This is a genomic window from Pseudomonas sp. D47 (assembly GCF_045447305.1).
Taxonomy (GTDB): domain Bacteria; phylum Pseudomonadota; class Gammaproteobacteria; order Pseudomonadales; family Pseudomonadaceae; genus Aquipseudomonas.
Genome location: NZ_JBJGXU010000061.1, coordinates 1 through 23,135 on the forward strand (window position 1 = coordinate 1; position 23,135 = coordinate 23,135).

At 56.5% G+C, this 23,135-nt stretch carries 35 protein-coding genes; 15 read left to right on the plus strand and 20 right to left on the minus strand.

Going from position 1 to position 23,135, the window contains the following annotated elements; all coding sequences use genetic code 11:
- The first annotated feature begins 168 nt into the window (after positions 1-168).
- Positions 169-507 (plus strand): hypothetical protein, encoded by a 339-nt coding sequence (locus ACI77I_RS26240; protein WP_406999111.1) that lies wholly within the window; start codon positions 169-171, stop codon positions 505-507.
- An 8-nt stretch (positions 508-515) separates the two neighbouring features.
- On the opposite strand, the gene ACI77I_RS26245 is transcribed toward ACI77I_RS26240, so the two are convergent.
- Positions 516-1,217 (minus strand): hypothetical protein, encoded by a 702-nt coding sequence (locus ACI77I_RS26245; protein ID WP_242155324.1) that lies wholly within the window; start codon positions 1,215-1,217, stop codon positions 516-518.
- A 4-nt stretch (positions 1,218-1,221) separates the two neighbouring features.
- The gene (locus ACI77I_RS26250; RefSeq protein WP_094953485.1) at positions 1,222-1,533 is read right to left on the minus strand and encodes a hypothetical protein; all 312 of its coding nucleotides are present in this window, start codon (positions 1,531-1,533) and stop codon (positions 1,222-1,224) included.
- A gap of 82 nt (positions 1,534-1,615) precedes the next feature.
- On the opposite strand from ACI77I_RS26250, the gene ACI77I_RS26255 reads away from it, so the two are divergent.
- The 3 genes from ACI77I_RS26255 (at position 1,616) to ACI77I_RS26265 (ending at position 3,413) form a co-directional block, all read left to right on the plus strand.
- On the plus strand, positions 1,616-1,846 hold the full coding sequence (locus tag ACI77I_RS26255; RefSeq protein WP_094953486.1) for a hypothetical protein: 231 nt from the start codon (positions 1,616-1,618) through the stop codon (positions 1,844-1,846).
- 148 nt (positions 1,847-1,994) lie between these two features.
- On the plus strand, positions 1,995-2,375 hold the full coding sequence (locus ACI77I_RS26260) for a hypothetical protein (protein ID WP_094953487.1): 381 nt from the start codon (positions 1,995-1,997) through the stop codon (positions 2,373-2,375).
- 180 nt (positions 2,376-2,555) lie between these two features.
- Positions 2,556-3,413: a DNA/RNA non-specific endonuclease gene (locus ACI77I_RS26265; protein WP_406999114.1), complete on the plus strand. Its 858-nt coding sequence runs from the start codon at positions 2,556-2,558 to the stop codon at positions 3,411-3,413.
- A 327-nt stretch (positions 3,414-3,740) separates the two neighbouring features.
- Here ACI77I_RS26265 and ACI77I_RS26270 read toward each other — a convergent pair whose 3' ends face one another.
- Together ACI77I_RS26270 and ACI77I_RS26275 are read right to left on the minus strand one after the other, a co-directional pair.
- Positions 3,741-5,789 carry a DNA cytosine methyltransferase gene (locus tag ACI77I_RS26270; protein WP_406999116.1) on the minus strand — a complete coding sequence of 683 codons (2,049 nt, stop codon included), beginning with the start codon at positions 5,787-5,789 and terminating at the stop codon, positions 3,741-3,743.
- Positions 5,790-6,066: 277 nt separating this feature from the next.
- On the minus strand, positions 6,067-6,936 hold the full coding sequence (locus ACI77I_RS26275; RefSeq protein ID WP_406999118.1) for a phosphoadenosine phosphosulfate reductase family protein: 870 nt from the start codon (positions 6,934-6,936) through the stop codon (positions 6,067-6,069).
- Between the two features lie 79 nt (positions 6,937-7,015).
- On the opposite strand from ACI77I_RS26275, the gene ACI77I_RS26280 reads away from it, so the two are divergent.
- From ACI77I_RS26280 to ACI77I_RS26290, 3 genes are all read left to right on the plus strand, one after another.
- Complete coding sequence (locus ACI77I_RS26280) at positions 7,016-7,201, plus strand: hypothetical protein (RefSeq protein WP_094953490.1); 186 nt, start codon at positions 7,016-7,018, stop codon at positions 7,199-7,201.
- 67 nt (positions 7,202-7,268) lie between these two features.
- Complete coding sequence (locus ACI77I_RS26285; protein ID WP_406999121.1) at positions 7,269-7,469, plus strand: hypothetical protein; 201 nt, start codon at positions 7,269-7,271, stop codon at positions 7,467-7,469.
- A 78-nt stretch (positions 7,470-7,547) separates the two neighbouring features.
- Positions 7,548-7,760: a hypothetical protein gene (locus ACI77I_RS26290; protein ID WP_406999123.1), complete on the plus strand. Its 213-nt coding sequence runs from the start codon at positions 7,548-7,550 to the stop codon at positions 7,758-7,760.
- 6 nt (positions 7,761-7,766) lie between these two features.
- Here ACI77I_RS26290 and ACI77I_RS26295 read toward each other — a convergent pair whose 3' ends face one another.
- From ACI77I_RS26295 to ACI77I_RS26340, 10 genes are all read right to left on the minus strand, one after another.
- On the minus strand, positions 7,767-8,399 hold the full coding sequence (locus ACI77I_RS26295) for a hypothetical protein (protein ID WP_406999125.1): 633 nt from the start codon (positions 8,397-8,399) through the stop codon (positions 7,767-7,769).
- A gap of 314 nt (positions 8,400-8,713) precedes the next feature.
- On the minus strand, positions 8,714-9,193 hold the full coding sequence (locus tag ACI77I_RS26300) for a hypothetical protein (protein ID WP_406999127.1): 480 nt from the start codon (positions 9,191-9,193) through the stop codon (positions 8,714-8,716).
- A 69-nt stretch (positions 9,194-9,262) separates the two neighbouring features.
- Positions 9,263-9,733, minus strand: coding sequence for a hypothetical protein (locus tag ACI77I_RS26305; RefSeq protein WP_406999129.1), 471 nt, complete (start codon positions 9,731-9,733; stop codon positions 9,263-9,265).
- Positions 9,730-9,972 carry a hypothetical protein gene (locus tag ACI77I_RS26310; protein WP_406991220.1) on the minus strand — a complete coding sequence of 81 codons (243 nt, stop codon included), beginning with the start codon at positions 9,970-9,972 and terminating at the stop codon, positions 9,730-9,732. The genes ACI77I_RS26305 and ACI77I_RS26310 overlap by 4 nt, the downstream gene beginning before the upstream one ends.
- 2 nt (positions 9,973-9,974) lie before the next feature.
- The gene (locus ACI77I_RS26315) at positions 9,975-10,637 is read right to left on the minus strand and encodes a lambda exonuclease family protein (protein ID WP_406991219.1); all 663 of its coding nucleotides are present in this window, start codon (positions 10,635-10,637) and stop codon (positions 9,975-9,977) included.
- Positions 10,637-11,626 carry a RecT family recombinase gene (locus tag ACI77I_RS26320; RefSeq protein ID WP_406980316.1) on the minus strand — a complete coding sequence of 330 codons (990 nt, stop codon included), beginning with the start codon at positions 11,624-11,626 and terminating at the stop codon, positions 10,637-10,639. Before ACI77I_RS26320 ends, ACI77I_RS26315 begins: the two co-directional genes overlap by 1 nt.
- 53 nt (positions 11,627-11,679) lie before the next feature.
- Positions 11,680-12,807 carry a hypothetical protein gene (locus ACI77I_RS26325; RefSeq protein ID WP_406999131.1) on the minus strand — a complete coding sequence of 376 codons (1,128 nt, stop codon included), beginning with the start codon at positions 12,805-12,807 and terminating at the stop codon, positions 11,680-11,682.
- Between the two features lie 53 nt (positions 12,808-12,860).
- Positions 12,861-13,088, minus strand: coding sequence for a hypothetical protein (locus ACI77I_RS26330; protein WP_406999133.1), 228 nt, complete (start codon positions 13,086-13,088; stop codon positions 12,861-12,863).
- Entirely contained in the window at positions 13,085-13,315 is a 231-nt protein-coding gene (locus tag ACI77I_RS26335) for a hypothetical protein (protein ID WP_406991217.1), read from the minus strand. The genes ACI77I_RS26330 and ACI77I_RS26335 overlap by 4 nt, the downstream gene beginning before the upstream one ends.
- Positions 13,293-13,604: a hypothetical protein gene (locus tag ACI77I_RS26340; RefSeq protein WP_406999135.1), complete on the minus strand. Its 312-nt coding sequence runs from the start codon at positions 13,602-13,604 to the stop codon at positions 13,293-13,295. The genes ACI77I_RS26335 and ACI77I_RS26340 overlap by 23 nt, the downstream gene beginning before the upstream one ends.
- A 167-nt stretch (positions 13,605-13,771) precedes the next feature.
- Between ACI77I_RS26340 and ACI77I_RS26345 the strand changes: the two genes are divergently transcribed.
- Complete coding sequence (locus ACI77I_RS26345) at positions 13,772-14,185, plus strand: hypothetical protein (protein ID WP_406999137.1); 414 nt, start codon at positions 13,772-13,774, stop codon at positions 14,183-14,185.
- 448 nt (positions 14,186-14,633) lie between these two features.
- Here ACI77I_RS26345 and ACI77I_RS26350 read toward each other — a convergent pair whose 3' ends face one another.
- The 6 genes from ACI77I_RS26350 to ACI77I_RS26375 all read right to left on the minus strand — a co-directional run bounded on the left by ACI77I_RS26350 (position 14,634) and on the right by ACI77I_RS26375 (position 18,673).
- Complete coding sequence (locus ACI77I_RS26350) at positions 14,634-14,885, minus strand: DUF1654 domain-containing protein (protein ID WP_406999139.1); 252 nt, start codon at positions 14,883-14,885, stop codon at positions 14,634-14,636.
- Positions 14,886-15,239: 354 nt separating this feature from the next.
- Entirely contained in the window at positions 15,240-15,872 is a 633-nt protein-coding gene (locus ACI77I_RS26355; RefSeq protein ID WP_406999141.1) for a hypothetical protein, read from the minus strand.
- Positions 15,850-16,218, minus strand: a complete 369-nt coding sequence (locus ACI77I_RS26360; RefSeq protein ID WP_406999143.1) for an STAS-like domain-containing protein — start codon at positions 16,216-16,218, stop codon at positions 15,850-15,852. Before ACI77I_RS26360 ends, ACI77I_RS26355 begins: the two co-directional genes overlap by 23 nt.
- Before the next feature lie 2 nt (positions 16,219-16,220).
- Positions 16,221-17,315, minus strand: a complete 1,095-nt coding sequence (locus tag ACI77I_RS26365; RefSeq protein WP_406999145.1) for a hypothetical protein — start codon at positions 17,313-17,315, stop codon at positions 16,221-16,223.
- A 3-nt stretch (positions 17,316-17,318) separates the two neighbouring features.
- Positions 17,319-17,537 (minus strand): hypothetical protein, encoded by a 219-nt coding sequence (locus ACI77I_RS26370; protein ID WP_406999147.1) that lies wholly within the window; start codon positions 17,535-17,537, stop codon positions 17,319-17,321.
- Positions 17,538-17,965: 428 nt separating this feature from the next.
- A complete protein-coding gene (locus ACI77I_RS26375) occupies positions 17,966-18,673 on the minus strand; it encodes a LexA family protein (RefSeq protein WP_406999149.1) in 708 nt (235 codons plus the stop codon).
- Positions 18,674-18,716: 43 nt separating this feature from the next.
- Between ACI77I_RS26375 and ACI77I_RS26380 the strand changes: the two genes are divergently transcribed.
- The 7 genes from ACI77I_RS26380 (at position 18,717) to ACI77I_RS26410 (ending at position 23,054) form a co-directional block, all read left to right on the plus strand.
- Positions 18,717-18,944, plus strand: a complete 228-nt coding sequence (locus ACI77I_RS26380) for a helix-turn-helix transcriptional regulator (RefSeq protein WP_068936760.1) — start codon at positions 18,717-18,719, stop codon at positions 18,942-18,944.
- A gap of 54 nt (positions 18,945-18,998) precedes the next feature.
- On the plus strand, positions 18,999-19,613 hold the full coding sequence (locus ACI77I_RS26385; protein WP_406999151.1) for a hypothetical protein: 615 nt from the start codon (positions 18,999-19,001) through the stop codon (positions 19,611-19,613).
- A 65-nt stretch (positions 19,614-19,678) separates the two neighbouring features.
- A complete protein-coding gene (locus ACI77I_RS26390; RefSeq protein WP_406999153.1) occupies positions 19,679-20,524 on the plus strand; it encodes a replication protein in 846 nt (281 codons plus the stop codon).
- On the plus strand, positions 20,514-21,320 hold the full coding sequence (locus ACI77I_RS26395; protein ID WP_406999155.1) for an ATP-binding protein: 807 nt from the start codon (positions 20,514-20,516) through the stop codon (positions 21,318-21,320). The genes ACI77I_RS26390 and ACI77I_RS26395 overlap by 11 nt, the downstream gene beginning before the upstream one ends.
- Complete coding sequence (locus tag ACI77I_RS26400; protein ID WP_406999157.1) at positions 21,320-21,790, plus strand: hypothetical protein; 471 nt, start codon at positions 21,320-21,322, stop codon at positions 21,788-21,790. Before ACI77I_RS26395 ends, ACI77I_RS26400 begins: the two co-directional genes overlap by 1 nt.
- Entirely contained in the window at positions 21,787-22,377 is a 591-nt protein-coding gene (locus tag ACI77I_RS26405) for a recombination protein NinG (protein WP_406999159.1), read from the plus strand. Before ACI77I_RS26400 ends, ACI77I_RS26405 begins: the two co-directional genes overlap by 4 nt.
- Positions 22,374-23,054 (plus strand): hypothetical protein, encoded by a 681-nt coding sequence (locus ACI77I_RS26410; RefSeq protein WP_406999161.1) that lies wholly within the window; start codon positions 22,374-22,376, stop codon positions 23,052-23,054. Before ACI77I_RS26405 ends, ACI77I_RS26410 begins: the two co-directional genes overlap by 4 nt.
- Positions 23,055-23,135: the final 81 nt, after the last annotated feature.

The following is a 23,135-nucleotide window of genomic DNA, read 5'->3' on the forward strand; positions in this document are numbered from 1 at the left end:
CGCATTTATTGGGGGTTACATTTCGATAACAGTTCAGCAAGTGACAGCGCTGAAGTGTTTCGCCGAAAATTTGATAATCGGTCGCGCTGAGGTGGCCTAAGTATCTGAGCAGGCAGCTATTTATTTCTCGGCTATCTGGTCTGGCTACTCAATGAGGAGGTGTTTGCAGTGTTCAAGGGATACATCGTTGCAATGTTGACCGTCGCCACATCAACATTGGTGGCAGCTGAGGAACTACCGCAAGGGCCGTTGCTTCAGCGCTTTGGTGATGCCATTAATGAGTTGCCCAAACCAGCATCGCCCCCGGAGGCAAAAGCTACTCCACGCGAATTGCACATCGAAGGCCTAGAGGCGCTCAATCACCCTGGCAGACCCGCCATGCGCGATATGGAAAAAACTGGCAATCCAAGCATCGACAACATGCATGCGCGTGATAGAGATGCCTGTAGAAGAGTTCAAGCGGCAGCATTAGGGCAGGGCAAAGGTTTGAGTTTGGTTTGTGAATAAGAGGGGGGCTACTGGGATAATGGTGTCACCCGCTTGAACTCGACCACCCAGACCCACGGGTTGGCGTTCCAGTTACCACCGACGGATGACCAGAGCAGTTCGAAAGACTTTCTAGGATCAGCGCTGTAGGTCTCGATCCCCTCGACGTGCCACCAGTCACCCAGTTCAGCATGATCGGTGTAGAGCCGCACACCCTCGGCCTTGGCCTGTTCTTCGCTGATGTCCTGCAACCGCTCGACGCGCACGTCGGTGATCTCCAGCAGGATGCGGCAGGCGGCACGTGGCATGTGAATGCTGGGTTTGTACTTCAGGCCGAAGTCTTTCCTTGCCTCGTCGCTGTGTGACCCAGGGCGGCAGTCAGCAGCGTAGGCGTAGCGCTGGAGCGGGCCGTCCGGGTCTGGGCGATGCTCAACACCGGTGCCGCGCAGATCAATGAAGGTCTCGCGCACCCAAAGCCGGTCGCCGGGCTGGCCGAAAGGACACTTGCACCCAGCCTCGCCATCGCGCCACCAGGCGCCAAAGATCTCTGGGCCGGCCTCTTGGTATCCCTGACGATTCGTTACAGCTACGTTGTACGACTCGGCAGTGATGGTGGCATCGACATCGGGCTGCGACTTCATTACCCGCCGCGTGACCGTCTTCCGGCCTTCCAGAATGGCGCGCACCATCGGCGCCGAGAACAGGATGGGGCGTTCTTTGATTGCGGTCATGGATTCACTCCGTACCCATCAGATAAGTGGGCTCAGTTGCTTCTGCCAGCCAGTCGCGGAGACAGCCGCATTCGGCGTGCGGCGGATCCTCATCAGTCCACTGCCGGTCGAGCATAGTTTCGCTGGTCAACTCGACGTCCCAGTCTGCGTAGTCGGCAGGGTCATCGCCGTTCATCTCTGCCAGCACACGCCGGGCTTCGTCTTCGCTGGTTGCCGCTACCCAGTCTTGATCGCCGACGCTGTAGCAGCGCAGATCAGGGCGTGCAGGTTGTGGACCGTTCAGTTCGAACTCAGCGCTTTGGTTTTCTGTGGTCATGACTTCGTCCTTGCCGCTATAGCGGCTAACAAACTAATAGAAGGGAGAGGTATGGTTGCCACCTCAGATAGGGAGGTGCGATGTGGTCGTACACGGAGTTGAATACAAGTTTTTTACCGCTTCACACGTTACAAAGGGGCATGACGGCTTGGGGATTGAGTGCTGGCGCGGCAACGATATGGTGTTTGAGATATTCAGGAATGACGAAACTCTGCGTTTTGAGGTGACCCTGTTCGAGCAGGATGTCCCTTTAGAGTTGCTTGAGTACGCCATCCCAACCGCTCGCGAAAGCTTGGGTGAGTTCGCGCCGTAGAACCTCTCCTTGCCGCTATAGCGGCTTACTTTGAAGGGGAAGGGGTTCAATTGTTTTTTGACTTAGAAACAGCTTGCCCCCGCTCAACCGTGCTTGGTAGTCGGGCGATGCGGACAGCTATATCAATCGGTAGAAAGGGCAGAGCCTTATGGAAAGCAACGTCTTGGAGTTTTTTAGGCGCTATCGGTACTTGTTGCTGTCGTTGATGGTGGCTGCTTCGTTTGTGAACGCTTTTGTGCGTTTTTCTGGGGATTGGCGTAATTTCTTTGGGGCGTTATTCGTGCATGGATGGTTCATCCAGGCAGTATTTGCTTACTTTCGAGGAGGCTGGGTCGGCATTGGACCGGGCGGATTACCCAAGGATGCGAATCCCATGGGCAGGGCAGCGTTAGCCTCAACGGCGTTCGCGTTTTACCTTTTGACGTTCACCTACGGTGGGCACAGTCGCGATGAATCTGTCCATGAAAGAAGAGCTTCTGACTGGACGATGCCTACTCGAGAAGAGTTCAGGCGAGCGCCGGAGCAATAGCCAGCTCGTGTGAGCAAAGGTTGCTCACCTTGAGGTTTCCCTCGTTACCAGATCATGGGCATTCACAAACGCCAAAATGAAACGTTCATGTGTTTCAATACTGATGTCAGCCAGCGGAGGAACCGCTGTAGCTGATTTGCCATTTATCGATGTCATTGATTCACCCCAAGGAGATACACCATGCAAGGAAGTATGAAGTTGAAGCGCCTAGCGTTTTTGTTGATCCCGCTTGTTGCGGCCTGTACTACAACCGATAGAACTCGGGAGTCTGGGGCCCAGGTAGAAGGCGCACCCCGTGCTCAGGCGGCCCAAGTACTTCAGTTCGATAACTGTTCGGTCGGATGCCCTACCGGCGGTAGCCCTTTGACGTTGAGCCGACAGGCGTACACGCTGAACAACAACGGCTCGACCAAGTTTGCGAACTGGGTTTCGTACAAGATCACGAAGGACACATCGGCGAGCGGCCGTCCGCGTACCTGGAAGACAGACCCGGATATTCCGGCCGGCGAAACTCTCGACCCGGTGGACTACAACGGCGCAAACGTCGCGCTCAAAGTGGACCGTGGCCACCAGGCGAACCTGGCCTCAATGGCAGGCGTTCCTGACTGGCAAACCCTCAACTACCTGTCGAACATCACTCCGCAAAAGGCTGAACTCAACCAAGGACCGTGGGCACGACTTGAGGATCAAGAACGCAACCTCAGCAAAGAGCCAAGCGTTGATCAGGTTTATGTCGCCACCGGCCCGCTTTATGAGCATTTTGTCGGGACGCTGCCAGGCACAAACAAAGTCCACACCATTCCCAGCGGGTACTGGAAAATCATCTTCATCGGCACCTCACCTGAAAACGGTGTATACGCCTCGTTTGTGATGAACCAAGAGACCCCGAAAGGCGCGAGCTTCTGTGACTACCAGGTGACTGTGAATCAAATCGAAGAGCGTTCAGGTCTTACCTTCTGGAGCAATCTGCCTCAGCCGGTCCAGACCTCACTGAAGTCGAAGCAAGGGCAATTGCTAGCTAGGATTGGCTGCAAGTAATCGCCTCACGTCTCAAAGCAGAGGCTGCCGTAACCGGCAGCCTTTTTTGTTTTCTGGGTTCTTGCCGGGCCATGCCCGGGCGACGGATTGAGGGCGCGGAAGGTCAAAACCAATTAAATGCGGCAGTCGACTTGCGTTTTTGAGATCAGAGATAGGCTTACAAGTACCGGCGGTTTTTACTGGTTCGCTTAACGAGGATCTCTATGGTGATTTTTCGACTCTTTGAAGATTTGCTTATCCAAATGCTGAATGAGCAGATGGTGAAGCTCATTCATTACACATTCGACTGGCTCTACGCCTTCCCTTGGCAGGTGTACTTTGTGTGAACTATGCGGCGACGGCTTGCCGCTCTACGGCTCGCCATGGGTCATTGGCCCGCGCCAGTGCGGCCATCGGAGGTGGGCTGACGCTGTTACCGCACATATGCACCTGCTGGGTCTTGGTGAATGGTTTGCCGTCGGCGCCATGGCTGATGATGTAGTCGGCCGGGAAGCCTTGGGCCTTGTACAGCTCGAACGGCTTCAGCATGCGCAGGCAGATGTCGACGATCACGTAAGGCGTGCCTTTCACCATTACGGTTACCATTGCCAGGCGGTCCTTGGTGGTGATCGTCGGCACCGGTGAGTCGCAAGCGCTGATGTTCTCCGTGCCGTAGTAGCTGATCAGGAAGGCGGCCACGCGCAGGGCGCCCGCCTCATGCTCTGGCGACAACGTGAGGGACACCAGCGAGCTCTTGCCACCGCCGCCTGCCGTCATGGTCGGCGCCGGTTCTTCCAGGCCCTGGCCCACGCTGGCGCCGAATGCTCGCTCCATGAAAGCACTGACCAACCCGTGGTGCTGGCCGCCGGCGCTTACGGTGTGAAGCGGATCATTGAGGTCGCGCGCATCGCAGTTGCCACGCAGGTGCACCAGGTTCGCCACGGCCAACTGCTGCTGGCTGCCGGTGTTGGTTACCGTCGTCATGGGTTCGTGCATACCCTTGGCGTGCGTGGTGTTGAATCCGCCGTTGGCCTGGATCATCACCGCGGCGCTTACTGACTGGCCGCCGCCGCTGGCAGTTACGGTGCCGATAGGGCCGCAGATGTCGTTCACTCCATGGGATCGACGTTTGTTTGCGCCAGAACCTTCCCCATGCCCGGCCTGGACGATGCAGGCCGAAGCCAGCGCTCGGTGGTTCTGGGTCATCAGCGTGCCAACCGGCTGGTCCATGCCCACCGGCTTGCCTGAGTACTCCGGGCCACCGGCCCCAACCATCAACGGGCTGATCAGCGTCAGCTCGCCGCGGTTCGCGCAGGTCACCGTCGGCAGAGGCTCAAGTGGGTCATTGATTCTGTCGCTGCCCTGATGGGTCGCCGGGGCAATGATCGGGCTGACCACCGAGAAGGTGCCGCCCTTTGGGTAGGAAGTGATGGTGCGCAGCGGCTCTTCGGCTGACTGCACTGCCTCGCCGGACCAGTTGGCAATCGGCACAATGAACCGCGCCGCGCTATCGATGACGAACTTCTTCATGCCCTTGGCAACCCGGCGCAGGGTGGCCGGGGCCAGCTCTTTCTTGCGGCCGAATATGCTTTTGCCCAAGTCGGTGAAGTCGATGCAGTCAGCGGCGGTTTTCCACTTTTGCTGGCCATTGGTGGGGTTCTTGGCGTGTGTTGGCTCCGGCCACACGATTGGCTGACCGTCGCACCGGGCAATCATGAACAGGCGTTCCCGGCTGGTCGGCGCGCCGAAGTCGCAGGCCCTAATCAACTTCCACTCAACGATATAGCCCATGCCCTCGAGCAGAGCCACGAAGCGGCGCCAGGTGCGGCCGCGCTGCTTCGGGTCAGGGATCAGGAACTGCTGGCCCACCGGCACAACCTCACCAGGTGAGGCAATGTCGCCGCCGAGCTTGACCACGCGGCCGGTGGCCTTGTCGCGCTTGGCGATCAAACGGCCCCACTGCAGGATCTGCTTCACGTTCTCCAGGCTGATGACCCGGGGCCGTTTCATGCCTGCCCACTTGAGGCCGATCCATGAAAGGTTGCGGATCTCGCGCTTGCGCGGCTGGCCGCCGGCCGCCTGGCTGTGGTGCGTGCAGTCCGGTGACATGTGGAACCAACCCACGGCCTTGCCGCCGCACTCGGTGTCAGGATTACCCTCGAACACGTCGGTGGTGAAGTGCTGGGCCCCCGGGTGGTTCACGGTGTGCATGCTGATGGCTTGCGGGCTGTGGTTCTTCGCGACGTTCACCGCGCGGCCCAGGCCCATTTCCAGGCCGGTACCGGCGCCGCCGCCACCACAGAAAAAGTCGACAACGATCTCATCGTCCTGAGGGTTGAAGCCGAGTCCGTATTGGGTTTTGAAATCGAAGGGGTGTTTCTTCTGTTGTGCGGACATAGATGTTCCTCACCGAGCTATAGTTGGGGCTCAGAGTTCGTTGGGGGATGATTGAGATGCCAATTCCGAAATATGCAACGGGCTACAAGCTTGAGCAGATGGCTGTTTATCTGTGCAAATCCGAACGATGCCACGCGACGCGATATGGCCTGGTTTCACGCACTCCATGGGTAAAGCCGAAGTTCGGAGAGGATTCCGACCTCACAGTTACCTGCTTGAAGTGCGGGACCGTACAAAAGGATTTCTATAACTGGGCGCATCCGTGATCGCGACCAGCTCAGTCACCACAGAAGCAGTCAATAGCCTCGTCGTGTTCGGTGAACAAATCGAACTGGGTATCTGAGTAGTCGAGCATCTGTTGGTAACTGGGACGATCGAACCGGAAGCGCGCCCCGTCACCGGTAAACTCACCAGTGGAGACCACTTCCCGTTCCTGCTTGGCCCACCAGTCGCCTTTGCGCACCGGCTGCCCACGGTCGCTGGCAATGATTGAGTAGACCTGCTTGGCGCCCTTTAGAAAGCAAAGGTCGCAGTTGCCTTCCAGCGTCCTGCCATTGATCGTTGGCAGCATCAGGTCAAACGGCTGGCCGGCCCAGAAGTCCGTTACGTCCTGGACTCCGACACCGGCATCAGCCAGCGGCATCACCATCGTGGCCCATTTGCTTTCGCTGGTGCTTTTCCGGTGCCGGATCTTCACGACGCGGCGCGGCTCATCGGCGCGAATTCCGGTCATCATGTCCACTGGTGCCTCTTCGGTCGAAAGCCCCAGGCTGCGCAGGTACTTGTGAATAATGCGGATCTTCAGGTCGATGGTGCAGAACCTGGTCACAGGGTTGGGAAGGTACTTGCGTTTGCGGATCAGGGCTTCGAACGGTTCGCCGTGGCGGCTGGCGCTGGCGTAATCCACCACCGAAAACCCAGTTTCATCGTCGCGAAACTCCAGCCAGACAATCGGCACATCCCAGCGCTCGGCGCATTCCCTAACAAACTCCAGCGTTGCTGGGTGCTCCTTCCCGGTATTAGCGAAGGTGACGACCAGACCGCTCAGGTCCTCGTTGTTGTCCAGTACCTGGCGCAGCATGTAGGCGCTGGTGCGGCCGCCGGAAAAGCTGACGACCGTCGTCCCGGACAGTGTGTAGGGAGACATAGGGGATCCTCGCCGGCTGGCGTGATTTAGATTTTTGAGTTATTTGTATTTGCGTAGCTCAACCTGGCAGGAGGCCGAAATGAGACAGCAAAGCGATATCGATGCACTCGCAGCAATCGAGGAGGACGCCCTGATGATGCTCAAGTGGATTGGTCTTCCAGACGACAAGCAGAAACTGGAGATCGTCATTTGCTTGCGGCAGATAGTTGATCTGGCGACTTATAGAAAGGAGATCAGCGAGTATTCGGAGCCATTGGCGCGATAGTGCGTGGCTGGTTTGATTCGTTTAAGTGAGTGATATGCTTTGCTGCTTATCAAACAAGGAGGTGGTAATGGCGGGTAAAAAGCTTGAAGCGTTCCGCGAGTGGTTCACGCCGCGTAAGCGGTTATGGGCAGGGGTCGCTTTGCTTGTCACTGCGACATTCGGGCCGCGTTTCTACCCAAGCATAAATGGCTATTGGGGTATCTTTATTGCTCCTGGGATCATATTTCTCTGCAATGCAAGGAATCCCGAAGCTCGCGATAAGCGCTGATAGCCTAGCCGTCTGGCGCTATTCAGCGATATGGGGTATTGCGCGTGACCGGCATGGAACCGGATCAAGGAGATTTTGGTGAGTGATGACCGATATGAATCAGCCGTTCGCGAGCTCCGAATCGCGAAAGATGAAGCTGCTGTAGCTGCGGAAGACTTCTACGAGAAGAACTGGCCGTTCCAGACTGACGATATATCCGTTCAGTACGGGGAGCTGCAGTTCACGGCGGTTATCATGCTCGCCGAGTTTGAACAATTCGCGCAGCAGGGCGGGACTAAGCGTTCACGTTGATGCTCCTCAAGGCGTGTTGCTTGTTCCGCAGTTCCGGCAGTCTTCCCGGTAGCGCTGTGCGTCGCTGATGAACCGGCCGCATCCATCGCAGTTGAACATCATCATTTTGGGCGTTCTCGGCTTGGCCAGCTTGATGCCGGTTCCGCGCAGGGCTTCCTTGATGTTCACGTCATCGCGTTCGACCAAACGGCGGCTATGCGCGTCGATGTAGGGCTTTGGCCAGACCACCGCGCCTGATTGGCCGAGCTTACCGATCCAGGTGACGGTGTGAGCTCTCGGCACCACCACAGCCTTGGAAAGGTCGCTTGTGAACACGCCATCTTCGCAAAGCCAAATCAGGTTGTTGCCGTTCCAGCACTGCGGCTTCTGGATGTAAAAAACCGCTGCGTCGTGGTGCTGCTCCAGCGCCTCGCTCAAGGTGACATTCTGGCAATCGACACCGACTCGCGCCCTGGCATCGACGTAGGCCTTGGGCCACGGGATGTCAGTGTCGCGGTGATCGCAAGCACCTTCTTTGGTGAACACCTGGGCCTTGTCCAAGTCGGTGACATATCCGGAGCCGCCAAAGCCCCAGAACGACAACCCGTCGCCGACGTAGGCGTGGCTGCGGCTGTCTTGAAGGTAGAACTGCTCGTCCATGGATTATCTCCAGTCAGGCGCCGCCCTCCGGTTACCGGATGCAGCGAGAGTTGATGTGATGGCTCATTGCAATTACGCTTGCGGTCTTCTCAAGGGAGTGATTCGATGTTTCCAAGATATTTCCGCTGGATTTCCGTACTGGGCGTCCTCGCTGCAGTTGTTGTCTTCGTATTTGCTAGCCTGCAAATTTTTACCGGCATGGCGCCAGCGACAGATCTGATTCGACCAGTCATCGCAGCGGTCGCATTTGGGTGGGCTTTCACGCAGTCGACTAAGGTCTGAGCCTGACCAAGGTTTTACTCAGATTTGTTGGGTTATTCGTCTTCTTCGGCGTTCATTTGGAGCGATTCGGCGAAGCCTGCTTGCCGTAATTTGCGCGCCACGTTTTCCGATATCTCGAATCCGTGGCGCTTAATTTCGAAGTAAGTGGCGGAATTCTCGGCGCCCAGCGAGTGAGCGTTTTCGATCAGCCGCCAGATGGTCGCCCGGTCCTTCGTCTCGCCGAGCTCAGCGGTGAGCACTGCCAGCCGGTCACGCATTCCCTGCCGGAAGTAGTGGCGGATGATGTCGGACGGTCCTTTGACCTTCAGCGGCGCCGATGGCAGATCTTCGGCTCGGCCATTCAGCACAAGCAGTTGCACCGCTTCGCTGACTTCCTCGATCTCATGCCAGAGCATCAGCTCGTCGAGCATCTGCCGGGTGCCGTACGGGACTGTGTGCCGCAATTCCTGCTCGCCCAGTTCCTGCCGTTTCTCGGCAAGCTTGGCTGTGCGCTCCTTCTGTTCGGCTGCCATGGCCTACCTCTTCTATTCCGCTGGCCGGCAGTACGAGCCAGGTTTGACGTTTGCGTTGCTGGATGCGGGCTATGCGGCGCATGAATCGACCTTCACCTGGTGCCAGGCGCCGACGGCTTCGAAGATCCGCGCGGCGTGTTCCTCGTCCAGCGACAGGGTGTCGGGGATAGCGATCCAGCCGGAAGCAACCATCTGGCTTTGGTTGGCCTCGTCGCGCAGCTTCTTGTAGCAATGCTCGATCACGTCTTCCAGGTGGTCGGAGAGGTAAACGCCATCGGGTGCCACCTCCACCGACTTGCTGTAGCGGTCGCCTCTGGCGTCGACGCAAAGTGCGCTCAAGTAGATTGTCCACCGGTGAGGGATGCTGCAGACAGCCTGGCCAATCTTCCCCGGTGCGATGTTCTTCAGCGACTTGTAATTGATCATGCCCTGGCGGCCGCTGGGGTCGATGTTGACCACCGCGACGTGGTTAGCGGCCAGTAGCGACCGGCAGGACCGGTCAATGCGGGCTTTGAGGTTGTGGGGTTTGCGCTTGCTCATAAAGCCTCCGCGAGTTTGCGCAGCGCTTCACGCTCGGCCCGGGTGATGGGCGGCTTGCGGCGCTTGAGGATGGTTGTCGGGTCGATGAATTCCGAACGCTTCGCCGGGTCTGGATTGATCGCCGGGCTATCGCCGATGGTGAGCTTGCCGCCGGCGGCCAGGTGCCGCCGGACCTGACTGGAAAGCTCCAGCGCTTTCTCGCGCCGAAACTCGATGTCTGATTTCAGGTTACTGATCATGATCAAGCTCCTAGGCGATGGGCTTGCGCCCGGGCTTTGTCTGCTACTTCATCAACCATGCGATTGAGCTCAAGGTTGAACTGGACCAACTCCCTGTGCAGGTTGGCGATGTAGTCTTCGTCGCGGTAGATCGTCTCGATGTAGAGTTGACACTCCTCATCCTGACGCGAATCGAACGAAATAAAGTCCCACCACTTGCGGCCTGTAACGAACATGCATCCCTGGACCTGAGGCATGTGTTCTTCGGGCATGCCTTCGAGCCAGGTCCTGACGTGAACTGCTTCGTTGAAAGGGCACTTTGATTCGGTGCCTCCGTCCTCGTTGATCAGGCCGTCGGGCGAGCAGCCAAGCCAATCGTACTTGGGGTGGACGATGAATTCGGAGGGGAGGACGATGTTGCCAGTCAGCATCTCATAGGCGTCCTGGGCCTTTTGCTCTTCGGCACTCCCCCATTTCAGGGAGGCGCTGCTGACGTTGTGTTTGGACTTCTTTGCGAGCCGCTCGAAGCACAGCTCACGCATATACGAGGTGCGGGCACCCATGGGTTCGCGCTTGCCACTTTTGTCAGGTTTCCCCCAGGCCATCACATCTTTGAAGCGGCTGGCTGTCACGCGGCCAGATCGATCCGCATGCCACTTCTCTGTGCCCTGAAGCTCAGCTCTCACTACGCCGCCTCCTCTGTGTGGGGCTGGTCGCCGTTGGTGCTGGTCATGTCCGTGAAGTCAGCATCGACGGTCGCCGCCATGCTCTTGAGTGCTTCATGGCACTCCAGGCCGATTGATGCGCGCTGCTTCGGCTTGAGGCCTGCCCAGGCTGCTGCGTAGGCGTCGATGTCCTGGCGCTTCGCAACGGAAAGCAGATCCGCGAATACTCCGTCGATTTCTGGCGAGGGGGATTTCGGGCCAAATGACACACCGGCAGCTGCTGCGGTGTTCGCGGTCTGTTTGGCGGGGGTGATGTCGATCTCGCCACCATACGAATCTTCAAATTCGTCGGGGGTGTAAACGCCAAGGATTACGTCAGGGCAGAAGAGGCGCGCCCATTTCTTGGTAACCAGGTATGCGATTTGCTGCTTGGGGTCTTCCGCCCAAAGCGTAGAGTTGCGGGTGCGGACTTGAGTCAGTAGAAGTTCCAAGGTGCGCGGCTCGTCTTCTCCCCGGAACGTAGCCCAAACCTTGATGCCGAGCCCTTTTTCGTCGTCAAAGCTCCAGGCCGGAACACGGTATTTTTTGAATTCACCAGTGTCTTCGTCTTTCTTGGATTTGCTGGTGACCTCACGCATTTTCCCGATGACGTTTTCCCAGGCACCGAACCATTCAAAGTTCAGCCTGCCTTTGACTGGCGCCTTGGCGGTAATCACTGCGTTGACGAGCTGCGCCTCGTAGCTCAATGCCCCGCCGTTGACGATGAATGTCTTCTGCGCCACGGCGAAGGGATTCATTTGCCATTGCATGGCTTGAAGCACCACCGCCATGCAGTCTGCTTGATTGCCCTTCAGATGTTTCGGAACGGTAGTTACGCCCTTCGACATCATAAGCGCGAGGTCGCTCATTGAACGCATGGTGCCTGGGTCAAGAATGAGCGCTGCTGCGTTGTGCGAAGGATCGTGATAGGTCGCGAGGCCTGTTTGTGGCTGGGTGTCTGTATCGGTCATAGCGCCCTCCGTAGCCAGCATGAGATTTGCTGGCTGTGAGATGGAAAGGGTGGTTAGAAGCGGATGGCGCGAAGCCAGGCGCGAGCGGTCTCGAGGTTCACGTCGAAGCCCAACGCGACAATCTCGACGATATCGTCAGCCGGTGGCGTGGATGTGTCCGCGCTGAAGGCTTCGACTGCAATGGCTTGTACGACAGTAGGTGCGGGCTCGGCTTCCTCCTCGACCAGCGCAGGATTCGCTGCAGCAACCGGCGCCGGCGCGGCAGCCTGGGCACGCAGACGGGCGAGCTCTTCCTGGTCACGCTGATACTGCGCGTCACGTTCTCGCTGCTGGCGTTGTTGTTCTTCCATGTCGCGGCGCTGCTGGTCCAACTCTTCCTGCTGCTTCTTCAAGCGCAGACGGTCTTCCTCGGCACGCTGCTTGCGCAGCTCCTCAGCCTCAGCGTCGGCGAGGCGTTGCTTCTCGCGCAGCTCGTCCAGCTCTTTCTGCTGGGCCAGCAGCTTGGCAGCAGCTTCTTCTCGGTCAATGGCGGCCTTGTGTAGCGCTTCCAACTGCTCAATTGCGTTGTCGCGAGCGATGGTGCCTTCGGCTTCAAATTCGCCATATTCTTCGGGCAGGATCACCGACTCCTTAACGCCTTGCAGAATTCCGGCGACGTCGGCAGCGCTGCGGCTTGCGTATGCGGCAGCGACAGAGCTGAAGCGGGTAATCTTCGCCCGGATGGCTTCGACACGCCCAGCCTCGACACGCTCTTTCTCGGCCTTAGCGTCCGCGACGCGTTTCTCTTCGGCCTTGATGGCTTCATCGATTGGCTCTTCAAGCACTAGGACGCGAGCTTTCAGCGCTTCACCGAACTCCTTAACTTGGTTGACGCGAGCCTGTGCTTCTTTCACCTTCTGCTGATATGGCACCAGCGCGGTCTTAGTGGTGTTTGCCAGCGCATATCGCACGTCTCGGATATCAACGCGGACTTCCTTCGCATTTGCCAAGCCTTCGCTCGTCGAGCAGTCAACGACGAGCTTCGCGTAAGTTGTTTCCAGGCGAACGATTTGCTCCTCATGCGGCCGATACTCCGCGATGTCGGTGACGGCGACAGCAGGGGCAATGGATTTCTTGGATTCTTCGGTTTCACTCGTTTCGAGCGATTCTTGTGCGAGTGCTTGGTTGGTATTTTTGGACATGACGATCCCTCGCCGCGCCAGGCGCAGCACTGAAAGTGGTGGGGTGATTGGAGTTATGCGGCGGAAGCACGCGAGGCGTTGTAGTCTGCGAAGACCTTGTCGATACACGCCTGGTACTGGCGGTGCTCAGCTTCATTGATGGCACGCAGCATGAATGCAAGGGTTATGCATGACCTTGCCGCCGCACTTGCGTTGGGCTTGCCTACGTCGCGGAGAAGGTTTTCGATCTCGGCGTCTATCCAGCCAACGGCTATCTTATGGTCTCTCTGTGCTACGTTCATTCGGCACTACCTACTGGCGGGCAGATCAATTCCATCTGTGCCATAGCGGCACCAATACGCAGCTTGAGGCTGGCCCGCTCTCTGAGGCGCCGTGCCTCGCGCTCAGTCAGGTCTTCGGCCTTATATTCATGAAACAGATCGACGTGGTTCGTCTTCCCGAAGTTGGGCAAGTCCCAGCGCCTGTCTGATTCCCTGGCCTGGGCGCTATCCGCGTAGCTGGTCGGCATGGCGAGTCTCCAGGCGCCGGGCGAGGGCGCAGGCTTCGTTGTGGTCGCGGCGAAACCCCATGACCTTATTGGTTCGGCTATCCACAACATGGAAGAACTCACGACCCGCCGGTACGACGTTTATCTGGAAGGTAACCACGGGCGCCTGTAGGCCTGTCAGTCTGTAGAACTCGGCCGTGGCGAGCAGTGAGCGCTGATGTAGGCCGTCGACAATGTCGCGGCGTGATTGGATGCTGTGGTGCATGGTCACCTCCAAGGTGGCGGGTTGTTCACCTGTATTCGTCAACACTCATGCCTCCCGCTGGTTGCCGATGGGCGCGGGGGAGGAGTGCTGACGTAATAGAGGTGGGGAAGGGGGGGCTCCAGGGCTTTCCCAGCTGCCTTGGCTCTGGTTTTTTAGCCCGTAGCGCTGAAGGCTGGTAGCATCGACACTCCTCTTCGGAGCAGGGAATTGCTATGCATCAGGTTGTTGAAAGGGCGTTAAACGTGATCGCAGCAGAGAGCAGCGAGCCCGAATACACTGAGGCGTTCGGGGCTGTCCATGCAGTAGTGGTTGAGTTTGGGGAGGAAAATTTGGCTGATCGGCTTTTTGCCGATATTCCCGATTCGATCCCTTTCATGCAGGTGGCCCGGCTCTTCGACTTTCTTGCCTGGCAGACTAATGACAACGGCTCAGCGATGACTCGAACCGTCGAGCGCTGGCTTGTTGAAGGCACAGATCTACGCAAGATTCAGATCGCTCTCAACCTCGATGTGTACCCGTTTCCGGACGAGCATGAGATGTACCGCGTTCTGTCTGATGTGGCTGTATCCCTCCCGGAGATGGCTGATAGATGCCAGCAGATAATCAGCTCTCGGAAAAGTCGGTAGCACCTGGTCTACATCCCAAAGCCCGCTCTTCGAACGGGCTTCAGTGATGCTTTCCGCCGTGACCCGCTACTGGCGTCGGTCACCGGCTTGAATCAAATGTTCTTCCAGCCGCGGGCCTTTCGGCTTGTTCTCCCGCTGGATAACTGTTCTTGGCGCTTTACGCTGCACGCCCGGGTCAGTTGCCAACCCTCTGAACCGTTTAGGCCGGTTCATCGCTGCCTTTGAATCTGGGCCGGTGGTGATCCGGCAAGTGGTGTCGCTAAAGATCGGCGCAGCTTTCGCTGCTGGCCGGCGATGTTCGTTGCTGGCTTGAAGCGATAATCACAGAGTGTGTTTATCATGTCAGCACGTAACGTGTTTGTATTTTTCATGATTGAATCACGCTGTGTGGTTTTTATAGGGGGATTGAGAAGGACGGGGCGGTGAGCCCGCCTGCCGGTGTGCTCATTTAGGAATCGCAATACTCTCGCCAGCCAATCCTGACGGCACCGTCATCCAAATGCTCGATCCTGATGCCGGCGGTGTCGCCGATATCCTGGATGACCTGGCGCCAGGCTTCAGGGCTTTCGTCTTCGCGCCTAGATACCTCCACCAACTGAATTCTCTGGACCCGGGGAGATGCGATTAAGCGTTGTAGGCGGTGACCCACAAGCTCGTAGGAATTTGTCGGTTTGGGTGCGGGGTAGGATGCCTGGTTCATGCTTCGCTCCTTACGAAATCTGTATGTATGTACAGTATTGGTGCTGACATATCTTGGCAAGAGAGCGGCAGAAAATTTCATGCATAAATGCATATTTGCGGACCGTTTGCTCGTGGGCATTGGTGCAAAGAGCTATAGGGGGAGGGTTACAAGGATCACTGAATCGCAGGCAAAGAAAAGCCCGCGATGGGGGGAGCGGACTTAAAGTATTCCGCTCGGTTCAGAGGTGATAATAGTCGATCACTATTGGGTCGTGTGAGGGACAAAGTTATAATCAACTTAGATTCATTGCGTTTAGTTGATGCGTGTTGAAAGATTGGTGAATTTAGTATCTTAGGCTGTAGTTGTATTTGACTATTTCTTTGGGATTAAGGTCAGTACATAGTAGATCATGCCTATGATACCAAAGTAAGCAAATAAAATAATAATCAGGTTTTGTTGTTTTTCGATACAATATAAGAGTGATTTAAATATATTATTTTGCTCTTTGGTTTGAAGATACCAAGATTTTATTTTTATGAATAATCCTGCTCGGAACAAGTTGCTAAACTCGTCCTCAAGTACTGCCTCAAGCTCCTTCGCTGTGTCGCGTATATTGTTTGCGAGGGGGGAGCTTATTGATTGTCTGACAAAATTAGAATCATAGAAGTTCTCAAGAGAAATTGAGTCTGTGAACGCGGTTAGCTCACCCGAGTAGGAAGATCTGCGAATTCTTAGATGACTAAGGCGCTCGCTCAGCTTTCCCTGTGCTAACAAAATTTGTGAGGCAAGATTATAATCTTGCTGTTTGGAGGTGTGGAAGGTTATTCCATCCTTTTCGAGCTCGCTGATATCTGAGTACATTTTTGTAAGCGCAGCTCTGACCTCCTTTCTATCTTCTCTTCGATTGTTCTGCCAGTTTACAATTATCCAGCCTACAACGACCAAGATCCAAGTAACTGGATAGAACCAATAAGGTACTCCATTACCTTGTGACGCTCCTGACATCTAAGCCGCCCCCGAAAAGTAGAGATTTCTTTTTTGTAGTCGTATTGTTGGCGTTTTTCATGTAGAGCTCAATTCTATCGATTAGATTCTGATCTCTAGACTTAAAAGTTATTAAAGAGTTGATAAGTGAGAGCGGATGCTTCCGTGCGAGACCCCCGAATGCCTCTTCCAAAAAAGATGATCCATACCCCCTCGCACCATCCAGGTCGATAATGGTGCGCTCACCGTTTCTGATGATTTGTTCTAACACGTGCTCTCTAAATAGCTGTCCGCTATAAGGGCCATCAGATACGAATCTCCCAGCAGGGTGTCTGGAGAAATCATTTGCTATTTTCAATGTGATCATGGCTATGGCCTCGCCTCTAGCGGCATTTGCCAAAAGATTATGGTTCCCATTATAGACAGCTTGTAGTCATCGATGGTTTCCTTCCGGGCATGAATTCTGTACCAGCCTCGATTGCTTTGCAATATTGCTTGGCCATCGTCAACCGCGCCGATGGTTTCCACGATTTGAATCAAGCCTTTCCCTCGGTTGTGGAGTTGCGTGCGGGTTCGGCTGTGTCGAATGGCTCCGCGGATCACGTTAGCGTCACCTCTGGTGTGCATGCCAAGGCGCCTCATTACGGCCCACCAACGTTTCCAGCCTTCATCTGAGCTATGAGGAAGTGAACCTGGAATCCCAACGCCCAAGTCGCAAAAAACCACGGTTAGCATGCCGGCCTTTTCTTGAGAAAACATCCACCAAGGTTTATAAGACGGAGAAGATCTAATCCCATCACCCCTTTGACTAATATATGCATGGTGATGAGCGTTTGTCATGGCTTCCGTTAGTCCGGTGTAAAGTTCGGACTGTAATGCTTCTGTTATTATTCCGTCATAATGTCCAAGTATTTTGTCGTACTGCTCGCCTACGGCGCCCTGGCCTCTCGCTACTCGCCAGCTAATTACATCGTCGTGATCGCATACAGATTCTTTAACCGTTTTTCCAATTCGTTTGTAGAATCCAATCTGCTGCAGTACTTGTGATGCTTTTTTATTGAAAGGCTGCATGCACCGAATTGTAAGAGTTGGGTGATGGTCTAGAAGTCGGTCCATTTCTGCATAAAACAGCAATGTACCGTCAGCAATAAATTTTTGAGTTTGTCTAAAATCAATAAATATTGCTCTGGAACCAGAAACTATGGAGTCTCTGATATCTTTGATGAAGGAAACTAACTTTTTCCTCTCTGGACCATTTAGAGAGAAATACGATGGTGCGATAAAGCTAGTCTTGGGAGTTGTCTTTCCGGTTTCACGCAGGACTCTGGATTTATAAAGTCTCTTTTCTATAGAGATCCATTTTCGTAGAAAGCGCAATTTCGCTTTTTGTGAGATCTTCTTCATTTGTGCTAAGTACCCATCCTTGGCTGATAAAAATATCCACGTTAAATAAATCCAATTCATGCTTCATGCATTTTGCCCATAAAAATGGATCAGCGCTATCAGCTCAATCACCGCCACGAAAACACAGAGTACAACGAATCCAGGGCTGAACACCCGCTTGCGGCCGGAAGAGCCTCCGCCCAGCCCTGCCACGTCGGAATAGCCGGGGAGCATCATAAGGAAAGCCAGGCAAGCAATAACTCCAACCTTGCTCCAGAAGGTCTGCTCTCGCCAGGCAGTCATTGGCTCACCCTGGGCAGCAGCATCAGGAAAACCAGCCCCACCCAGGGCACTTCATGGCTCTGAGGCGCCGTCTGAGCGCTGCAGTTTCGGTATATTCATAATCCGAGGCGCCGATTTTGGACCGCTCTATGTGCTGTATAAGGTCGTCAACCCACTGGTGATCTGCGCTTCGCTGGAAGTTACGACACTGCTCAACCCGTTCAGCTTCCGTTACAGGCATCGGTACTGCGTCGATCTGTTTTTCGTACTCAGTTTTTTCTTTTGGCGTGCTGTAGCAGCCGGAGATAAAAAGCGGGGCGACTATTAGTAGAGTCGCTATCCGAAAGGCATTCATTACCACATTCCTTTGTGCATACGAGCGCTACTCAGCTCGCGATATCTCGATTTAGCTTACCGCCCGGGCATACCCGGCCCGGCACACTTGCGGATCAGTAAAACTTCTGCAGCGCCTGCACAACTACGCCTACGATCCGGCAGTTCTCGTCTACGGCCTCGATTGGGTAGCTTGGGTTCAGCGGTTTCAGGAACATCCGGCCGCCGTCGCTCACAAGCTTTTTGAATGTAGCTTCATTGCTGTCCGGGAGCTTGGCCACCACCAGCTTACCTGGTGCAACTTCAGCCTCTGTATCCACCAGGATCAGCGTGCCTTCGGTGATGCTCTGGCCGGCGGGCGCCGTCATTGAGTCGCCTTTCACCTTCAGCCAGAACGCTGTGCCTTTGGAGTCGTATTCCGAGAACTCGTAGCTGTCCGAGAATCCGGCCGGGTAGGGCTCTACGGCCTCCGCCCAGGCGCCGGCGGCAACCCAGCTGATTACTGGGTAGCGGAATGATTTGGTGGGCTGGGCGGCGATTGAAATATTCGAGGGGCTTTCGCCAGGCAAAAGCAGCGCTGCCGGATCGATTTTCAGTTCATGGGCAATCTTGGAGATATCGTCAAGGTTTGGCTCCCGAGCATCTTTCTCATAGTTTCCTATGCGCGATTGGGATTTCCACCCGCACGCCTTTGCCAAGGCAGCCTGAGAAAGCCCTGCTTTTTCTCTGTAGTGCGCGATGCGCGATCCGAGTGTCTTCATGGATCGAATTTTAATCACGGAGTGAAATAAATTCCGCACACTTATTGTGTTTGCCAATAACACGTTATGTGTTTATCCTTGGTTTATTGTCCGCAGGAGCAACGCAATGAACCTCATAGCAGAGTTTCGTGAGGAGGCCGGAATCACCCAGGCAGCCTTACACCGAAAGCTCAACTGGAAGCAGTCGCGGCTCGCTAACTACGAGTCGGGGGCACGCCCATTGAAGCTTGAAGACGCCCGGAAGATCGTCCAGGCGCTGAATGAATTAGGTGCGAAATGCACTTTGGATCGCGTTTTTCCGCAGCAATCTTCTGCGGATGTTCGGGCCGCCTAAGCGACATCCCTGTCCGCCGTTCCATTGAAGCCAGATTAGAAGAGAGCTGTCCCCATGCAAACGTCCAGTTCCAGACACACCGTACAGACCCGTGATCAGGTGCTGGTCGCCCACGCTGCAAACCAGATCGCACGCACCAGTCTGAGCCAGGACGATTTCGCCCAGGCGCTGAGCCGCGAGTTGCACCTGTCGTGCCCGGATAAGGCCATCGCTAAAGAGGTGCCGGACTTTGCCGCGCTGACCTTGCAGAACGACGTAGCCGATTTCGTAAAGGCGACCGGCCGCTGGCTCAAACGTGTTCAGCGCTGGCTGTCCGGTGATCAGGAAATGCCGTCCTGGCTGGAAGAGTCGTGGGTGAACGCCCTCGAGCCTGAATTCCGTGACCACTGCGTGAACGAACTGGCGAGCCGCCACGGGCTGACCGGCGCCCGCCAGATGACCAGCGACCAATGCGCGAACAAAAGCTTCGGCGCACTGATCCGCGCCCTGGGGGATGTGATCGACACCGGCAGCGAAGTTTTCGACGACCAGGTGATGTGCGAACTGGATCTGCCGCACTTGCCGGCGTTTGCCAAGCAGTGCCGCCAGGTTGAAGCGAAGGCGGGGGAGTTGGGGCGCCGTGCGGAGCAACTGCTCTCAGCGACCCGGCCACTGAAATCCATCGCCTGAATTCCAGGCACAAAAAAGCCGACGTACGAGGTCGGCTTCTTCAACAGCTTTATGCGAGAGAAATCATGCCAAACATTGTTCCGATACACAACCCTCGGGGGTTCACCCGAATGGACAACCAGATGATGGATGGCTTGATGGCCATCGATTTGTCGGCGCGCGAAATGAAGATCGTTCTATACGTGGCAAAGGCCACCTTGAACTTCAGCACGGGCGCCCATCGCATCCCGGCGGTTGATATCGCCAAAGCAACCCACATCCACCCTGACACGGTGTCGAAGGCTATTTCCGGCCTGCTGCGCCGTCGCGTGCTGTACCGAGAGGGTGGTGCACGCGGTGACATCGGAGTTTGCGACCCAAAAGAGTGGATCTTCGTAGTAGAGCCGAAACAGACCATATCGTCTGATTCGGCTCAAGTGGTCCGAATCGGCTCAGCCGCGAAACAGACCAAAACCGACGACTCCCTTCTTTATACAAAGAAAGAACCCCTATTAACTCTTTCTACGAAAGAGATTAATCCGCCCCAAGAGCCAACCGAACCGCCGAAGCTTGACCGTAAGGCGCCGTTCGGCATGACTCAACTGCTCGCCGACAACCCGCACAACGTCCCCGAGCAACTGCTGGCTGACTGGCTGACTCAACGCAAGGCCAAGCGTGCCGCAGTGACCGCCACCGTCTGGGCGACCGTAAACACCGAGCTGGCCAAGTGCGCCGAGGCCGGGATCACCGCAGACGATGCAATCACCGAAGCGCTGAATTCCGGCTGGCAGGGTTTCAAGGCGTCCTGGGTAATCAAGCGCCTCGCTGAAGCTGCACCAACTCCGGCCCCTCCGTCTCGCCACAGCGGCTTTGCTGACCGCAACTACACCGATGGCCTGATTCAGCGTGAGGACGGTTCCTATGCGATCTGAGCCAGTTCAACCAACTCCAGAACTGCCGCCGGGCACCCGCATCCAGCCCGCGGACTGCGAGACCCACGGCCAGTACGAACAGAAGGTCTTCCCAGTACTCGGAAAAGAGCTGAGAAGTGGTTGCCCTGAGTGCGGCTGGATCATTCGCGAGAAGGCTGAAGCTGCCGAGCAGGCCAACAAGGCGATGGAGCTCCGCATGGCCATGGAGCGCAAGCTTGGCGCCGCGCTGATACCCAAGCGCTTCGCCAGCAAAAGTCTGGACGGCTATGTCGCCACCACCACCGAACAGCGGAAGGCGCTGAATACCTGCCGCCGGTATGCCGCTGAGTTCGCGAAGATCGCCGAATCGGGCCGCTGCCTGTTGCTGCTGGGTAAGCCCGGTACCGGCAAGACGCACCTGTCCGTGGCGATCGCCAACGAGATTATGGCCAGGTCCAGCGCGACCGCGGTGTATCGCACCATCGGCGCCGTACTGCAGGCCATCCGCGGCACCTACGACCACTCCAGTGACCAGAGCGAAAGCCAGATCCTGTCGAGCCTGATCAGCCCCTCGCTGCTCATCTTGGACGAGATCGGCGTCAGCAAGGAAAAGCCGAGCGACTTCGAGCTGACCACGCTTTTCGCAATCATCAATGGCCGGTACGAGCAAATGCGTCCGACTGTGATCGTCTCCAACCTCGACGCAAAGACGTTGCCTGACGCACTAGGCGAGCGCTGCATTGATCGGTTGCGAGAGGGAGGGGTGATCGTCATCCCGTTTGAGTGGGAATCCCAGCGCGGTAAGGATGGGTTCTGATGACCGACAAGATCAGCGTCAACTGCCAGGCCAGGCTCTCTGAGGCGATCACCAAGTTGAGCGCCATGTACCGCGATAACAAGTTCGTGGTGGTTTCCATACGCCCAGGCAAGGACCGCACGCTCGACCAGAACCGGCTCTGGTTTGGGATGTACAAGCGCATCGCCGAGATGAACCAGATCGGTGATGCGGCCGACGCCCGCCGGTACTGCAAGCTGCACTTCGGCGTGCAGATCTTGCTGAACGAGGACGCTGGCTTTCAGGCTGAGTGGTACAGGGTCATGCGCCATCTGCCGTACGAAACGAAGCTGGCAATGATGGGCGAGTGCCACTTGTTCGGGCCGGACGGGTTCCCGGTAACTAGCCTGTTCAACCGTGCCCAGGGCATCCATTACACCGACCGCATCGCTGCCTATTTCACAGGCCAAGGTGTGGTTTTCACTGATCTACTCAGCAAGGAGGCTGCATGATCGCCAAGCAACCAAAACCGAAGAAGTGCAAGAACCCGGCATGCGGCATCAGCTTCCCGCCGCAGCGCCTGGGGCAGGCCGTATGTAGCCCGAAGTGCGGCCTGGCCATCAAGGGCGTGAACCAGGCGAAGGCGCGCAAGTCGCTTGATCAGATTGAGCGCCGCGAGATCAAGGTTCGCAAGGAGAAGCTGAAGAGCCGCGGTGAACACATGCGTGAGGCTCAGCAGGCGTTCAACGAGTACGTCCGCACCCGGGACAAGGCCGCCGGCCACCTCTGCATCTCCAGCGGCAAGCCGTTGGACTGGAGCGGCAACGCAGTGGATGCTGGCCACTACCGCAGCGTCGGCTCCGCGCCACACCTTCGCTTCGATGAGCGCAACTGCCATGCCCAGAGCAAGCAGGACAACCGGTTCCTCTCGGGCAATGCCGTGGATTACCGGATCGGCCTGATCACGCGAATCGGCCAGGAAGCGGTTGACGCTCTGGAAGCTGACCAGAGCGTGCGCAAGTACTCCGTCGAGCAGATCAAGGGCATCAAGACGTACTACCGGGCAAAGACCAGAGAACTGAAGAGGGCGGCAGCATGAACTATCAAAATGTCATTTCGGCAGTCGTCCGCGCTCTCGCAGCGGAGACCATCAACAGCGCAGGCGGGTGCAACGTCGAGCCGCGAGTGCAGACCAGCAAGCTAAAGGGCGAGATCACCGGCAAGGATGCTGCACTGCTCGCTGACTGCATCGTGCACAAGCTTCTGCATGCCCAGCTCAGTCCGCGCCACTGGAATGCACTGGTGGCGAAGTACAGCACCCACCGTGGACGCAAGATCGATTCAATCGGTCGCCTTGTAGCGGTTGTGCCGTCGCCGGCGCCCAAGCGCTTCACTCAGCAGGCGGTTCTGGTCTGGGCGGTCCCTCAGCAGTCAAAGGGCATTCAGCGCGCTGTGGTCGAGGTCAAGGCCCCAAAGCACCGGGAGAACAAGCAGGATGGTCAGTGGGATTGGCGCAACAGGGCGGCCGATGCAGATGTGGCCCGCGCCAACAAGCACGCCAGGTCGGTCGCCGAGTCGAAGCCGGGGGAGATGATCGTCCTGGCGGAGTCGAACTACGACATGACGAACTGGGATTCCCAAGGCCTGACAGAGCGCACATATCAGCGATGGAACAAAGCCATCAGGGGGGCGCTGGAGTCGATGGTGGACGAGGCTTTGGTTGATGCGCAGCACATGCTTGAGGCCGTGGGAGTACTGGAGTGCGACGCGGCATGAAATACCCCCTCAAAAGGGCTTGCAATATCATGTCGCCATGTCGTAAATTACGTCCATCCTGTCATTCCGCGCGTCTTGAGG